Consider the following 13,648-nt stretch of genomic DNA (forward strand, 5'->3'; position numbering starts at 1 on the left):
GCCGGTTTGCCGTGCAAAGCAAAAACCGCCTGTTCGCAGGCGGTTTTTTATTGACGCAGCTTACGCAGCCGCCAGTTCCGCCTTCCTGGTCCTGCGCGGGAAGCGCAACTGGTACTGCAGCCCCTTGCCCGGGCTGCTGTCCGCACGCAGCGAGCCGCCCAGCGAGCCGGTCACCAGGTTGTAGAGGATGTGCGCGCCGAGGCCGCTGCCGCCGCTGCCGCGCTTGGTCGTGAAGAAGGGGTCGAACAGCTTCGACAGCGTGTCGGCGTCCATCCCTGCCCCATCGTCGCCGTACTCGAAGGCGACCATGTCGTCGTCCTCCAGCCAGGCGCGGATCGTGATGTTGCCGGGCTGGTCGCGCTCGAAGCCGTGCACCAGCGAATTGACCACCATGTTGGTGACGATCTGCGACACCGCACCCGGGAAGCTGTTCAGCTCCAGGTCCGGCGGGCAATCGACCTGCACCTTGACCGGCCGCCCTTTCAGCTTGGGCTGCAGCGACAGCAGGATCTCGCCGACGTACTTGCCCAGGTTGAAGTTGCGGATGTTGTCCGAAGACTGGTCCACCGCCACCTGCTTGAAGCTGCGCACCAGGGCCGCGGCGCGCTGGGTGTTGGTGGTCATGATGCGCAGCGACTGGTCGACCACGTCGAAGAAGGTGTTCAGGCTGTCTTCGGTCATCTCGCCGGCCGCCAGCTCTTCCTTGGTGAGCTTGAGTTCCTGCACCAGGTGGCTGGTGGCGGTCACGCAGATGCCCAGCGGGGTATTGATCTCGTGGGCGACGCCGGCCACCATCTGGCCGAGCGAGGCGAGCTTTTCCTGGCGCACCAGTTCCGTCTGCGCTTCCTGCAGCTGGGTGAGCGCCTGGTTCAGGGCCGCGTTCTGCGTCTCCAGGCTCTCCTTGGCCTGGCGGATCGCGCGGTCGGCCTGCATGCGCGCGATCGCCACCGCCACGTGGCTGGCGATGAAGGCCAGCAGGTCGAGTTCGGTCTTGGTGTAGAGGATGGTCGGGTCGTAGCTCTGCACCACCATCACGCCGTAGGCCTTGTCGTGCACCAGCATCGGCGCGCCGATCCAGCTGGCGATCCGGGTGTTGCCGAGCGGTTCCTGGACCTTGCCGGAGGCGACCAGGCGCGCGAAGCTGCCGGCGTCGTGCAGCTGGGCCTGCCTCGTCTTGAGCACATAGGAACACATGCCGATCCCGAACGGGAAGCGCTTGCTGGGCGCCTCGCCGTCCTTCTCGTCGACGAAATACGGAATGCTGATCTCGCCGGTCTCGGGATGGGTCAGCGCGACCAGGAAATTCTTCGCCACCATCAGCTCGCCGATGATGCGGTGCAGGCTGGCGGCCAGCACGTCGGTGTCCAGGGCCGACGCCGACAGGTCGGCAATCTGGTACAGCGCGTGCTGGACCTGCTCGGCGCGGCGGCGCTCGGCCACTTCCTTCGCCAGCGCCGCGGTGCGTTCCTGCACGGCGCGCTCGAGCCGGTCCATGCTCTGCAGGCCCTGCAGGGCGTTCGAGACGTGATTCGCGATCAGGGCGAACAGCGCCTGGTCTTCCTCGCTGTAGAGATGCTGCGGCAGGTAGCTCTGGATTACGATGGCGCCCAGCACTTCATGTTGCTGATCGAGCAAAGGATAGCCCATCCAGTGCTCGGCCATGCTGCCGAAGCCCCAATCGATGCCGTTTTCACGCGCCATGAACTCGGCGGTGGTGAGGGTCAGCGGCTGCTTGTTGGCCATCACCCAGGCAGTGGGCGACTCCTCGGGCGACGCCAGCGTCAGCCACTCGTCGGTGGGCGGGGCTTCATCGACCGTGTCGACGAAATAAACGAAGCGGACCGTATTGTTCTCGCGCTCCGACAAGGCCACAAAGAAGTTTTCCGCATACATGATGCGGCCCAGCGCGCGGTGCACGGCGCCCACGAATTCGGTGATATCGGTACAGCTGGCGGACAGCTGCCCGATTTCGAGCAGCATGGCCTGTACCGCTTCGAGGCGTGCAAGACGGTCTTTCATTCATCCCCCTAAAACACGAAATAGTGCGTCAGGGAAATATTAGCAGCTCAAGACCGTGCTGGGAGGAAAGTGTCGCTTAAATGAGGCGGCTTATTTCGGTCAGTCGCGGCGCGGCGCCCGGAAATCGTTCTCGACCCAGGCCAGCGCGGACGCCGGCGACAGCTTGAAGCCGGCACCGACCCGCACCTGGGCCAGCTGCTCGCCCATCTCGTCGATGGCGGTCAGGAGGGCGTAGGGATTGTCCTCGTCCGGCACGATGTCGAGCGTCACCTTCAGCTCGCCTTCCGCCGTGGAGACCACGGTGCTCTTGTGCAGTTGCGCGTGCAGCTGCTGCTCGTGGCGGCGCAGCACTTCGTACGCGGTCTTGACCAGCGTATTGAAGGCGTTCACGTCCAGCGGCTTCGGGTTCTTCTTGTCGCGGCCCATCGTCCACGGGCCGACCAGGGCCGGCTCGGCTTCGCCATCCTTGTACATGGCGACCGCCCAGCCCTCGTCATCCTCGTTCTTGATGACGCGCGCGGTCCAGCCGTTGTCCTGCCACAGGCGCGCCTCCTGTACGGGCGCGTCGTCGTCGTGCTGGTCTGGTGCTTCGTCGTTCATGTGATCCATCCAATCGGGCACAGCGCCCAAAGGACAGATCATAGGAAATTCCGGCGCTTCGGACAAGCACGATTGCATTCGTCAATACAGCAGGTTTACATGCGCAAGGCGGGCCTGCGTGGCGGCAAGATGGGCGGCCCCGGCGGCTGGGTGCGCGGATCGATCGCCGGATTCGGAATCTGCTTGTTGAACGGGGTAATGATGATGGGTGGAATGGCCGGTGGCGCCGATGGCGGATTCGTGTGGCCACCCCTGTCGGCCCAGACAGGCTGCGCCCGGGTTGGATGGTCCTCGGTAACGTGCATAAGATTCCCTCCTGCGACAGAGCAGGCTGTCAGTATAGGCCGCATGCCCGGCATTGCAAGGCTTGATTCTGGCCAACTTCCGCCACCGTTCGTCGGCTGCCGCGGCACGCCCGGCCCCCGGAAATTGCAGCCTGTCGCATGCCGATGGAGACGGCTTCACGATCGCTATACATTGGAACCATGCCGACAAGGACATGAACTCTTAAACAGCAATCATCACGAGGACCATCATGAAAAAGACCGCCGCTTTCGTCATCCTGTTTCTGTTCGCACTGCTCCTGTGGAACGTGTTCTTCTACAGCGGCGACATGGTCGTCAACGTCGACGGCGACGAGATCGGCGGCCCGCTCGGCGCCCTGCTGGCGATGCTGTTCGCGGGCGGCGGCACGCTGCTGGCCGGCCTGATCATGCTGGTGGTGGGCGCGGTGCTGGCGGTGGTGTTTGCCGGCGTCGGCATTATCCTGATCGGCGGGCTGGGCATCGGCGCCGTGGTGCTGGCGCTGGCGGTCTCGCCGCTGCTGCTGCCCCTGCTGCTGCCGCTGGCCCTGATCTGGTACATGGTGAGCCGCTCGCGCAAGCACCGTTCGGTACCGGTGTAGGGTGGGCACCCCGTGCCCACGCGTACGGTTGATCTGCCTCGTCATTGAATACGGATCCGGCGATACGATCGCCGGACCATGAGCTACTATCGCCGCACTCGCACCGGAACATCTTTTTCTTCACGGTCGTTTCATATCACCGGCGTCCAATCCTTTGCACCGATGTCGTACGCCGATCACTCCGGATTGCCATCGAAAACCTGCGTATAGCACGTCCCTTTTCGATCGATGCCTGGGTACTGCTACCCGATCATCTACATTGCATCTGGACCTTACCTGAAGGAGACTGCGATTTCTCGACACGCTGGTCGCTGATCAAGCGTTCGGTATCGCACTTCTCTTCAGAGATAACACTTGGTCCTGCCTCGCGTACTACGTCCTCATGCAAGCATCGCGAGTCGACGGTCTGGCAGCGTCGGTTCTGGGAGCATCAGATTCGGGACGAGCTGGATTTCGAGCGCCATGCCGATTACCTCCATTTCAATCCAGTAAAGCATGGGCACGTAGCCCGAGTAATTGACTGGCCGTATTCGACCTTTCACCGTTATGTACGAAATGGCCTGTATCTGAAGGATTGGGGCGGTGAGAATATCGTGGACCTGGATCGCGAATGACCGGCGCGTAGGGTGGGCACCCGTGCCCACGCGTGACGTTTGCAAACGTTGGCTTCCGCGTGGGCACGTGGTGCCCACCCTACGAGTTCAGAGGCGCGGTTCAAATCCCTTCGACAAGCCGCATCGCAAACACGATCGGCAAACCCGCTGCGATCACCTTGCGCGCCGCCGCACCGTGGTCGTAGGGCACCCGGAAGTAGGTGATGTCCCTGGCCTCGTCGTCGAACACCGCATAGCAGGCCGCGTTGTTCTGGTCGCGCGGCTGGCCGACGGCGCCGGGCAGCACGAGGTACTGGTGCTGCGGCTGCAGGCCGATGCGCTGGCCGGCCTGCGGGACATGGCGGCCCATGCGGCCGTCGTCAGCACGGCGATACAAAGCCGGCGCGTGCACGTGGCCCGAGAACACGATGCGGCTGCGGCTGGCCTTCAGAGAACGCTCGGCTTCCTCGATGCCGGTGACGTACTCCCAGCGGACCGGCTCCCAGGCGCTGGCGTGCACGAAATACGCGTTGCCATGCTTCTGCGTCAGCGGCAGGTCGGCCAGGAAGGCCAGCTGCTCCGGGTCGAGCTGGCCGCGGGTCCACTCGATCACTTCCCTCGCCTCGGCATGCATCTGCGGGGATCCGGCCTCCCGGCTTGCGGGACGGGTCACCGAATAATCGTGGTTGCCCTGCACCGCCACCGCACCGCGCGCCACGTAGTCCATCACCGTGCGCACCACCCAGGCCGGATCGGCGCCATAGCCGACGAAGTCGCCCGTGAAGGCGTACTGGTCGACCCGCTGGCCTTCGGCGTGCGCCAGGCAGGCCTCGACGGCTTCGCGGTTCGCATGCAGGTCGGTCAGGAGCGCCAGGCGCATCGGATCGGCTTCAACACATCAGGCGCCGCGGCGCTCCGCAGCGTACTGCGCATAACCGCGCGCGCGCAGCGCGCAGGCCGGGCAGGTGCCGCAGCCATGGCCCCAGTCGTGCGCGGCGCCGCGCTCGCCCAGGTAGCAGGTGTGGGTGTCGAAGCGGATCAGGTCGACCAGGGCCTGGCCGCCGCACTGCTCGGCCAGCTCCCAGGTCTGCTTCTTGTCGATCCACATCAGCGGCGTCTCGACCTTCAGGCGCGTGGCCATGCCCAGGTTGAGGGCGACCTGCAGCGCCTTCATGGTGTCGTCGCGGCAGTCCGGGTAGCCGGAGAAGTCGGTCTCGCACATGCCGCCCACCAGCACGTTCAGGCCGCGGCGGTAAGCGACCGTCGCCGCCACCGTCATGAACAGCAGGTTCCGGCCCGGCACGAAGGTGTTCGGCAAGCCGTTCTCCTGCATCTGGATCTCGACATTGCTGGTCAGCGCCGTATCCGAGATCTTCGAGATCAGCGACAGGTCGATCATGTGATCCTCGCCCAGGCGGCGGTCCCATTCGGGCGACAGAGCACGCATTTTCGACAGCACCGTCGGGCGCACGTCCAGCTCGATCGCGTGGCGCTGGCCGTAGTCGAAACCGATCGTCTCGACGCGCGCGTAGCGCTGCAGGGCCCAGGCCAGGCAGGTGGTGGAGTCTTGGCCGCCGCTGAACAGGACGAGCGCGGAATCAGCTTGGTGCATGGTGATATTCCTGAGTTAAAGCGTCCGCCGTCACTTTTGACAATCCGTTAAGATGTGGCCGGCAGAGTAGAGAATGGAGAGACAATTGCCCGCACGACCCCGTCAGATGGAGAACCTTGCGCCGGCGCGACCACGAATTTTGGCACAAATCGTGCTGACCGTGAACGCGCTGTGCGTCTCCGTGGGCGCTGCAGGGCAGGCGCAGCCACAGGAACAGGTGCCGGCGCCGACCACCACCACGGGCCAGACGCAAAAGGAATTGCAGGAGCAGGAGCGCGAACCGGCCGCGCCGATTCCGGTGGAAGCGCCCGAACAGCGCGCCGTCCGCTATGAGGTGCGGATCGAGGCGCCGCGCAAGCTGCGCGAACTCCTGGAAAGCAATCTCGACCTGATGCGCTGGCGCGGCAATCCGCGCGTCGACATCGAACAGCTGCAGCGCCTGGTGCGCACCGCGCCCGAGGAGGTCAAGACCCTGGTCGCCACCGAGGGCTATTACTCGCCCAAGGTCTCGAGCGGGCTGGATACCTCCGGCGGCACCCCGGTCGCGCGCGTGATCGTCGATCCGGGCGAGCCGGTGACGGTCGGCGACGTCGATATCGAGCTGCGCGGCTTCGTCCCCTTCGACAAGGACAGCGCCCCGTTCGACGCGGCCGCCCTGCGCAACCGCTGGACCCTGCCGGTGGGTTCGCGCTTCCGCACCGCCGACTGGGAAGCGGCCAAGCGCGGCATCGTGCGCCAGATCGGGCAGTCGCGCTTCCCGCGCGCCCAGCTGATCGATTCCAGCGCCACCGTCGATCCGGACAGCCACCGCGCCCTGCTCAAGGTCGTCATCGACAGCGGGCCGGACGTGCACTTCGGCGCCCTGCGCATCGAAGGCCTGAAGCGCTATTCGCCCTCGATCATCAACAACCTGAACCAGATCCACCCGGGCGACGAGTACAGCGAGGCCGCCATGCAGGCCCTGCAGGGACGCCTGCAGGACACCGGCTACTTCAGCAGCGTGGAAGTCAGCCTCGACATGTCCTCGGCCCTGCAGGAACAGGTCAGTGAACTGAACCAGGGCCAGGGCGCCAGGCCCGAAGCCCCGTCCGGCCCGGTCACCATGCCGGTGCTGGTGCGCGTCACCGAGAACAAGCGCAAGAACGTGTCGGTCGGCGTCGGCTTCTCGACCAATACCGGGGCCCGCGCCCAGGCCAACTACGACGACCTGAACGTGTTCGGCAAGCGCATGAAGAGCAATGTGCTGTACGAGCAGAAGCACCAGCAGGCACGCGCCGATTTCTTCTGGCCGACCACCTCCAACGGCTACAGCAACAGCGTCGGCGCCGCCTATGACCGCGAGGACGTGCGCGACCAGATCACCCGCACCACCAGCATCCACGCCACCCGCGCCTGGGGCTCGCCGACGCTGGAACGCAGCCTGCGGCTGGAGGCGCTGACCGAGCAGCTCACCATCGACGACCAGCCGACCAGGCGCACCAAGGCGCTGCCGCTGACCTTCTCGATCACCCGGCGCCAGCTCGACAGCCTGGTGCTGCCGACCAAGGGCTACATCGCCAACCTGCAGCTGGGCGCGGCGCCGCTGCCGATCCTGACCGACGAACCCTTCGTGCGCGCCTACATCCGCGCGATCCGCTTCCAGCCGCTGGGGCCGTCCGGCACCCTGATCGTGCGCGGCGAATTCGGCGCGGTGGGCTCGAAGGACAAGGACAAGGTGCCGTCGACCTTCCTGTTCCGCGCCGGCGGCGACCAGTCGGTGCGCGGCTACGGCTACCAGCAGCTCGGCATCCCGGTCGGCAGCGCGATCACGGGCGGCCGCTACCTGGTGACCGGCAGCGCGGAGTACGATTACTGGTTCAAGCCGCCCTGGGGCGCCGCCGTGTTCGTCGATGCCGGCAATGCCGCCGACAATTTCAGCGACCTGAAGCCGAAGGTCGGCTACGGCGTGGGCGCGCGCTGGCGCAGCCCGGTCGGCCCGATCGCGGTCGACGTCGCCTACGGCAAGGCGGTGCACAAGGTCCGCCTGCACTTCTCACTTGGATTCACCTTCTGATGAGCGACGACGCACACACCCCCGAGCAGGAACCGCAGCGGGCGCGGCGCTGGCCGCGCCGGGTCGCGATCGGCGTGGCCGTCACCGCCGTCGTCATCGGCGGCGCGGTCTGGTACGGCGGCCGCGAGACCACGCTGCAGATGATCGCCCAGCGCGTCGCCGGCGCCAGCGGCGGCAAGCTCACCCTGACCGGCGTCACCGGCTCGCTGTACGGCCACATGCACATCGGCCACGTGGTGTTCCGCACCGAGACCCAGGTGATGACGGCGGACGACATCGACATCGACTGGAAACCCTGGCAGTACCTGTCGCGCGGCGTCGAGATCGACAAGCTGTATGCGAAGTCGCTGCGCATGGAGACGCTCAAGGAAAGCACGGAGCCGAGCACGATGCCGACCCGCCTGGCGCCGCCCTTCAAGATCGCGGTGGACGATGCGCGCGTGGCAAAAGTCGTATTCGTTAACAAGGGCGCGGAAACGCCGATCGACGACCTCCGCGTTGGCCTGCACGGCGACAGGGAACGCTGGAAGCTCGATTACGTGAAGGCGAATACGCCCTGGGGCCAGCTGGCGGCCAGCGGTACCATCGCCAACACCCTGCCCTACAAGCTGAATGCCGACGCCAGCCTGAGCCAGGCGCCGGGCGCGCAGCCGCCGCCGGGCGGCCTCCATCCGCAGCTGAAACTGCATGCGGGCGGCGACCTGCAGAAGACGGTCATCGACGCCAGCGGCCAGGCCGCGCGCGCCGAGGGCACGGCCAACCTCGTGCTCTCTCCCTTCGCCGAGATCCCGCTGCAGGCCTTCACGCTGAACGCGAAGAACATCGACCCGGGCTTTTTCAATCCTTCGCTGCCGACGGCCGACCTGAACCTGGCGGTGGCGGCGCGGCTCGACCCGAACCGCAACATCAGCGGTTCCGTGAACCTCACCAACGACGGCCCGCAAGGCACCCTCGACCAGCAGCGCCTGCCGCTGAGGGCGATGCGCGGCCAGCTGGGCGGCAACCTCTCGTCCATGAAGATCGGCGACGTGCTGCTCGACCTGGGCGGCGCCGGCCGCTTCACGGGCAGCGGCAGCGTCGAGCGCGGGCCTGACGAGAAAGGCATCGGCACCGCGCGCTTTGCGCTGCACACCGACCGCCTCGACCTCAAGCAGATCCATGGCAGCATGAAGAAGACCGCCATCGCCGGCGACCTGGCGGTGGCGAACACCCAGGACACGCAGACCCTGAACGTGAACCTGGTCGATGCCGGCATGCGCCTGGTGGCCGAAGCCGCCCTGCAGAAAAACGTGCTGACCGTGCGCGAGGCGCGCGTCTCGGCCGGCCAGGGAAGCGTCCGCGTGACGGGCACCGCCAGCCTGCTCGACAGGAAGCCGTTCAAGGTCAACGCGGTGGCCAGCCGCCTCGATCCGGCGGCCTTCGGCGACTTCCCCAAGGCCGACATCAATGCCGAGATCAACGCGGCAGGCAGCCTGGCCCCGCAATGGCAGGTCGCGGCCGACTTCGCGCTGCGCCCCAGCCGCCTGTTCGGCCAGCCGCTGTCCGGGCGCGGCAAGCTCGATGCCGACGCCGGCGCCCCGGGCGGCGTCCACGTGCACGACGTGAACGCCAACCTGGCGCTGGGCCAGAACACGATCGACCTGCGCGGCGCCTTCGGCAAGCCGGGCGAGACGCTGGCCTGGCGCGTCGACGGCCGCGAGCTGGCGGCCGTCCGCAACGATCTGTATGGCGCACTGGCGGCGAATGGCGTCATCAGCGGCACCATGGACGCGCCGCGCACCACCTTCGAGGTCGACGCGCGCAACCTGGGCTGGGTGGCGAAGGAGCGCAAGCGCGACAACGGCACGCTGCACGCCAGCGGCGAAGCCTGGCTGTCCGGCGCCAGGGATGCCAGGGTGGTCGAGGCCAGGGCCAGCGGCACGATGCAGAAGCTGAACCCGGCCGCCTTCGGCTCGCCCTTCGCCGGCAGCATCAACGGCGCCTTCGACGCCAGCGGCCGCAGCGGCGCCAACATGGCCGGCTCGGTCAACCTCACGCTGCGGGATTCGACGCTGTCGAACTCGCCGCTGTGGGGCGTCGCGAAGCTGAGCGCCGACAAGCGCCACATCTCGAACGCCGACGTCGACCTGCACCTGGGCGCCAACGTGGTGGCCGCGCGCGGCGCCTTCGGCAGCGGCGCCGACACGCTGCAGTGGCGCATCGACGCGCCGCAACTGGCCGCGCTCGGCCCCGACTACAGCGGCGTGCTGCGCGGCGCCGGCACCCTGTCGGGCACGATGGACACGCCCTCGTTGACGGCCACGCTGGATGGCCAGAACCTGCGGCTGCTGGCGCAGAACCTGAAGTCGGTGCACGCCACCGCGAACCTCGGGTCCGGCCGCGGCGCCGCCGATCCGCTGGCGCTCGACGTGCAAATTCAGGACTACGCCGGCGGCGCACCGGGGAAGGAAATGCGCATCGCCACCGCGCGCCTGCAATCGAGCGGCACGCGCGGCGCGCACACCATTTCCGCCGCGGCGCGCGGCGATACCTTCGATGCCAATGTGAGGGTCAGCGGCGGCTATGCGAAGGATGCCTGGAGCGGCACCCTGAACACGCTGCAGAACCGCGGCCGCTATGCCTTCACGCTGGCGGCGCCGGCGCCGCTGCGCATTGCGGGCGCGCCCGGCGCGGGCGTCAAGGGCCTGGCCAGCCCGGAGCAGATCGCCTTCGACAACGCCACCATCCGCCTGCCGGCCGGTTCGGTCACGGTGCAGTCGCTAACCAAGAACGGTGTGCGCTGGACCAGCCGCGGCAGCGCCAGCGGGGTGCCGGTCAGCTACCTGGCCCAGGCATCCGACGCGATCCGCCAGAACCTGCGCGGCGACATGACGCTGGGCGCCGACTGGGCGCTCGACATGCGCGCGCCCGCCGCCGCCGGCGCGGCGCCTGCGCTGGACGGCAGCGTCCACGTGTTCCGCGAAAAGGGAGACCTGATCGCCGGCGACGTCGCCCCGGTCGTGCTCGGCCTGCGCCAGCTCGACCTGCGCGCCGATGTGAACGGCGGCGCGCTGCGCGCCCAGCTGGCGGTCGACGGCAGCCGGATCGGCACCGCCAGGGTCGACGCCACCGCGCAGATGATCCACGGCCGCCTCGACAACGACAGCCCGCTGCGCCTGACCGCCAGCGCGAACCTCGGCTCGCTGGCCTGGGTCTCGCCGCTGATCGGCCAGCCGGGCCTGGAAGTGGACGGCGCCCTGAACCTGGCCGTCACCGGCACCGGCACGGTCGGCGCGCCGACCCTGAACGGCACCGTGAACGGCGACCGCCTCGCCGTGCGCTGGCCGGACCAGGGCGTCCGCCTGCGCAACGGCCAGCTGCGCTCGACCTTGGCCGGCGACACCCTGCAGCTGCAGCGCTTCGCGTTCGAGGGCAACAGCGGCCGCGCCCTCATCGACGGCAACGTGCGCTTTGCCGATGGCGAGGCCGCCATGAACCTGAAGCTGGTGGCCGACAAGCTCGAAGTGCTGTCGCGCCCGGACCGCACCGTGATCGTCAGCGGCGAGGCCAGCGTGGTGCGCGACCCGCGCCGCTTCACCGTCGAGGGCAACTTCAAGGCCGACCGCGCCCTGGTCGAATTCGCGCCGCAGGACCGCCCCACCCTGTCCGACGACGTGATCGTGCTCGGCCGCGGCAATCCGAAGGAAGGTCCGGCGAAGAAAACGGCCGCGGCGCCGCTGACGATCGACCTGACGGCCGACCTGGGCGACGATTTCCACCTGCGCGGCATGGGCGCCGACACCTACCTCACCGGCACCGTCCACCTGCGCAAGGTCGGCGACGGCGCGCCGCGCATCAACGGTACCCTGAGCACCGTCAGCGGCACCTACGCGGCCTACGGCCAGCGCCTGGCGATCGAACGCGGCGTGGTCACCTTCAGCGGCCCGTACGACAACCCGTCGCTCGACATCCTGGCCGTGCGCAAGCGTCCGGAGGGCGAGCAGCTCAGCGAGACCAACGTCGAAGCCGGGGTGCAGGTGCGCGGCACGGCGCTGTCGCCGACCGCGAAGCTGGTGTCGACGCCGAACGTGTCGGACAGCGACAAGCTGTCCTGGCTGGTGCTGGGCCACGGCATGGAAAGCACGAGCGGCAACGAGGCCGACGTCCTGAGCGCGGCCGCCGGTGCCCTGCTGGGCGGCAAGGGCGGCACCGGCGGCGTCCAGAGCAAGCTGGCGAACGCCCTCGGCGTCGACGAATTCGGCGTGCGCCAGGGCGCGGGGCAGGAACCCGGCCTGGCCAACACCGTGGTCACGGTCGGCAAGCGGATTTCGTCGCGCCTGTACCTGAGCTTCGAACAGGGCGCGGCGACCGCCACCAGCGTCGTGCGCCTGCGCTACAAGCTCACGCCGCGCATCACCCTGGCGCTGCAGACCGGCACCAACACCGCGCTCGATGTGCTGTACTCCTGGGCGTTTGACTAACAACAAACCGGGGTCAGACTCCCGATTTTGGAAACTGCCAACGAGACATTTCCAAAAATCGGAGTCTGACCCCGGTTTGCGCAAAAACACATCAGTGGACGGTACGCCCCACGCTCGGGTTCGGATCGGTATCCGGCTCGTCGTTCATCGGCGTGCGGATCGGGGGCTGGTGCGGGTCGGGCGAGTCGAAGGGCTCCTTGGGCGGCTCTTCGATGGGCGCCGGATCGGGGGCGCGGTGGGCTTCGATTGAGGCTGGCATCATGGTGGTTTTCTCCTGCTTGCGGAACCAAAACATTAGCACGCAGGGCAGTTTGCCGACGCCCGGCTGGATTACAATGGCGGATTCGACACCAAGGAAATCGCCATGCTGCCCACTCCCGTCGTTGCCGCCGTCCTCGCTCCGTTTGTCCTGTGGCGTGTGTACAGCCGCATCAAGCGTTTGACGACCCGCCAGCGCTCGAAAGTGTGGCGCCACCGCACGACCCTGGTCTTCTTCCCGCTGCTGGTCCTGGTGCTGGCGGTGCTGAGCCTGCAGACGGCGCCGGTCGCGCTGGCTGGCCTCGGCGCAGGCCTGCCGCTGGGCCTGGTCCTGGCGCGCATCGCCACCAGCCGCACGAAATTCGAACAAGTCGGCGACGAGTACTATTTCACGCCGAACGCGCCGATCGGCATGCTGGTCGCCCTGCTGTTCCTCGGCCGCATGGCTTACCGCGCGTACCAGCTGTATGCGGCGCAGGGCCAGCTTGCGCACCACGAGTTCGTGACCAGCCCCCTGACCCTCTTCATCTTCGGCATCCTTGCCGGTTACTACATGACTTTTGCGGTCGGCCTGCTTGCCTGGCGCAAGCGCACCGCCGCCGCTTCGATTGCCCAATGAGCCTCACCACCCTTGCCCTCATCGCCCTCGTTCCCGTACTGGTCTGGCGCATCTACCAGCGCCTGAAGACCCAGATGGCGCGCCAGCGCTCGATCATGTCGCGCCATTACACCGGCCTGCTGGTGTTTGGCGCGATGGTGCTGGTCCCCGTCGCGGAACTGGCCGACCAGCCCCTGTCGCTGGCGGCGCTGGCGGCCGGCGCGATCGCCGGCATCGGCCTCGGCACCTACGGCCTGCGCAAGACGCGCTTCGAAAACACCAGCGAAGGCTATTTCTTCACTCCGCCCATGCGCATGGGCATCCTGGTGGCGATGCTGCTGGTGGCCCGCGTGATCTACCTGGGCATCGAGATCTACATGAACCAGGGCAGCAACCGGCCGAACCCGCGCTTTTCGGACAGCCTGGCGACGATGTTCTGCGTCGGCCTGACCGGCGCCTATTTCGCCACCTTCTCGGCCAGCCTGATGCGCTGGCGCCAGCGCCTGCGCAAAGAAGTCGAAAAGATGTAAAACCACCCACCAGGGAGAGGT

At 67.2% G+C, this 13,648-nt stretch carries 12 protein-coding genes; 6 read left to right on the top strand and 6 right to left on the bottom strand.

The window, feature by feature from the left end; all coding sequences use genetic code 11:
• Window positions 1-60: 60 nt before the first annotated feature.
• The 3 genes from AC3A6M_RS12225 to AC3A6M_RS12235 form a co-directional block, all read right to left on the bottom strand.
• Entirely contained in the window at window positions 61-2,019 is a 1,959-nt protein-coding gene (locus tag AC3A6M_RS12225; RefSeq protein ID WP_487852999.1) for a GAF domain-containing sensor histidine kinase, read from the bottom strand.
• Between the two features lie 99 nt (window positions 2,020-2,118).
• Window positions 2,119-2,619 (bottom strand): hypothetical protein, encoded by a 501-nt coding sequence (locus tag AC3A6M_RS12230; RefSeq protein ID WP_487853000.1) that lies wholly within the window; start codon window positions 2,617-2,619, stop codon window positions 2,119-2,121.
• A gap of 95 nt (window positions 2,620-2,714) precedes the next feature.
• Window positions 2,715-2,924 carry a hypothetical protein gene (locus tag AC3A6M_RS12235; RefSeq protein WP_487853001.1) on the bottom strand — a complete coding sequence of 70 codons (210 nt, stop codon included), beginning with the start codon at window positions 2,922-2,924 and terminating at the stop codon, window positions 2,715-2,717.
• A 230-nt stretch (window positions 2,925-3,154) separates the two neighbouring features.
• Here AC3A6M_RS12235 and AC3A6M_RS12240 point away from each other — a divergent pair, with 230 nt between their 5' ends.
• Both AC3A6M_RS12240 and AC3A6M_RS12245 read left to right on the top strand, forming a co-directional pair.
• Window positions 3,155-3,523, top strand: a complete 369-nt coding sequence (locus AC3A6M_RS12240; protein WP_487853002.1) for a hypothetical protein — start codon at window positions 3,155-3,157, stop codon at window positions 3,521-3,523.
• A 44-nt stretch (window positions 3,524-3,567) separates the two neighbouring features.
• The gene (locus tag AC3A6M_RS12245; protein ID WP_487853003.1) at window positions 3,568-4,137 is read left to right on the top strand and encodes an REP-associated tyrosine transposase; all 570 of its coding nucleotides are present in this window, start codon (window positions 3,568-3,570) and stop codon (window positions 4,135-4,137) included.
• Between the two features lie 100 nt (window positions 4,138-4,237).
• On the opposite strand, the gene AC3A6M_RS12250 is transcribed toward AC3A6M_RS12245, so the two are convergent.
• Window positions 4,238-4,996: a metallophosphoesterase family protein gene (locus AC3A6M_RS12250; RefSeq protein ID WP_487853004.1), complete on the bottom strand. Its 759-nt coding sequence runs from the start codon at window positions 4,994-4,996 to the stop codon at window positions 4,238-4,240.
• Between the two features lie 18 nt (window positions 4,997-5,014).
• Window positions 5,015-5,728 (bottom strand): 7-cyano-7-deazaguanine synthase QueC, encoded by a 714-nt coding sequence (queC, locus tag AC3A6M_RS12255; protein WP_487853005.1) that lies wholly within the window; start codon window positions 5,726-5,728, stop codon window positions 5,015-5,017.
• Window positions 5,729-5,879: 151 nt separating this feature from the next.
• Between queC and AC3A6M_RS12260 the strand changes: the two genes are divergently transcribed.
• Window positions 5,880-7,781: an autotransporter assembly complex protein TamA gene (locus AC3A6M_RS12260; protein ID WP_487853006.1), complete on the top strand. Its 1,902-nt coding sequence runs from the start codon at window positions 5,880-5,882 to the stop codon at window positions 7,779-7,781.
• A complete protein-coding gene (locus tag AC3A6M_RS12265; RefSeq protein ID WP_487853007.1) occupies window positions 7,781-12,241 on the top strand; it encodes a translocation/assembly module TamB domain-containing protein in 4,461 nt (1,486 codons plus the stop codon). Before AC3A6M_RS12260 ends, AC3A6M_RS12265 begins: the two co-directional genes overlap by 1 nt.
• A 91-nt stretch (window positions 12,242-12,332) precedes the next feature.
• On the opposite strand, the gene AC3A6M_RS12270 is transcribed toward AC3A6M_RS12265, so the two are convergent.
• On the bottom strand, window positions 12,333-12,503 hold the full coding sequence (locus tag AC3A6M_RS12270; protein ID WP_487853008.1) for a hypothetical protein: 171 nt from the start codon (window positions 12,501-12,503) through the stop codon (window positions 12,333-12,335).
• 102 nt (window positions 12,504-12,605) lie between these two features.
• Between AC3A6M_RS12270 and AC3A6M_RS12275 the strand changes: the two genes are divergently transcribed.
• Entirely contained in the window at window positions 12,606-13,118 is a 513-nt protein-coding gene (locus AC3A6M_RS12275) for a CcdC protein domain-containing protein (RefSeq protein WP_487853009.1), read from the top strand.
• Window positions 13,115-13,627 (top strand): CcdC protein domain-containing protein, encoded by a 513-nt coding sequence (locus AC3A6M_RS12280; RefSeq protein ID WP_487853010.1) that lies wholly within the window; start codon window positions 13,115-13,117, stop codon window positions 13,625-13,627. The genes AC3A6M_RS12275 and AC3A6M_RS12280 overlap by 4 nt, the downstream gene beginning before the upstream one ends.
• The last annotated feature ends 21 nt before the right edge of the window (window positions 13,628-13,648 follow it).

This window comes from Telluria sp. Soil_C_11 (assembly GCF_057657395.1).

Bases quoted from the DNA above. Each gene is read 5' to 3' on its own strand.
- AC3A6M_RS12265 (WP_487853007.1), top strand. From the start codon at position 7,781: ATGAGCGACGACGCACACACCCCCGAGCAGGAACCGCAGCGGGCGCGG.
- AC3A6M_RS12235 (WP_487853001.1), bottom strand. From the start codon at position 2,924: ATGCACGTTACCGAGGACCATCCAACCCGGGCGCAGCCTGTCTGGGCC.
- AC3A6M_RS12230 (WP_487853000.1), bottom strand. From the start codon at position 2,619: ATGAACGACGAAGCACCAGACCAGCACGACGACGACGCGCCCGTACAG.
- queC (WP_487853005.1), bottom strand. From the start codon at position 5,728: ATGCACCAAGCTGATTCCGCGCTCGTCCTGTTCAGCGGCGGCCAAGAC.
- AC3A6M_RS12275 (WP_487853009.1), top strand. From the start codon at position 12,606: ATGCTGCCCACTCCCGTCGTTGCCGCCGTCCTCGCTCCGTTTGTCCTG.
- AC3A6M_RS12250 (WP_487853004.1), bottom strand. From the start codon at position 4,996: ATGCGCCTGGCGCTCCTGACCGACCTGCATGCGAACCGCGAAGCCGTC.
- AC3A6M_RS12225 (WP_487852999.1), bottom strand. From the start codon at position 2,019: ATGAAAGACCGTCTTGCACGCCTCGAAGCGGTACAGGCCATGCTGCTC.
- AC3A6M_RS12270 (WP_487853008.1), bottom strand. From the start codon at position 12,503: ATGATGCCAGCCTCAATCGAAGCCCACCGCGCCCCCGATCCGGCGCCC.
- AC3A6M_RS12240 (WP_487853002.1), top strand. From the start codon at position 3,155: ATGAAAAAGACCGCCGCTTTCGTCATCCTGTTTCTGTTCGCACTGCTC.
- AC3A6M_RS12280 (WP_487853010.1), top strand. From the start codon at position 13,115: ATGAGCCTCACCACCCTTGCCCTCATCGCCCTCGTTCCCGTACTGGTC.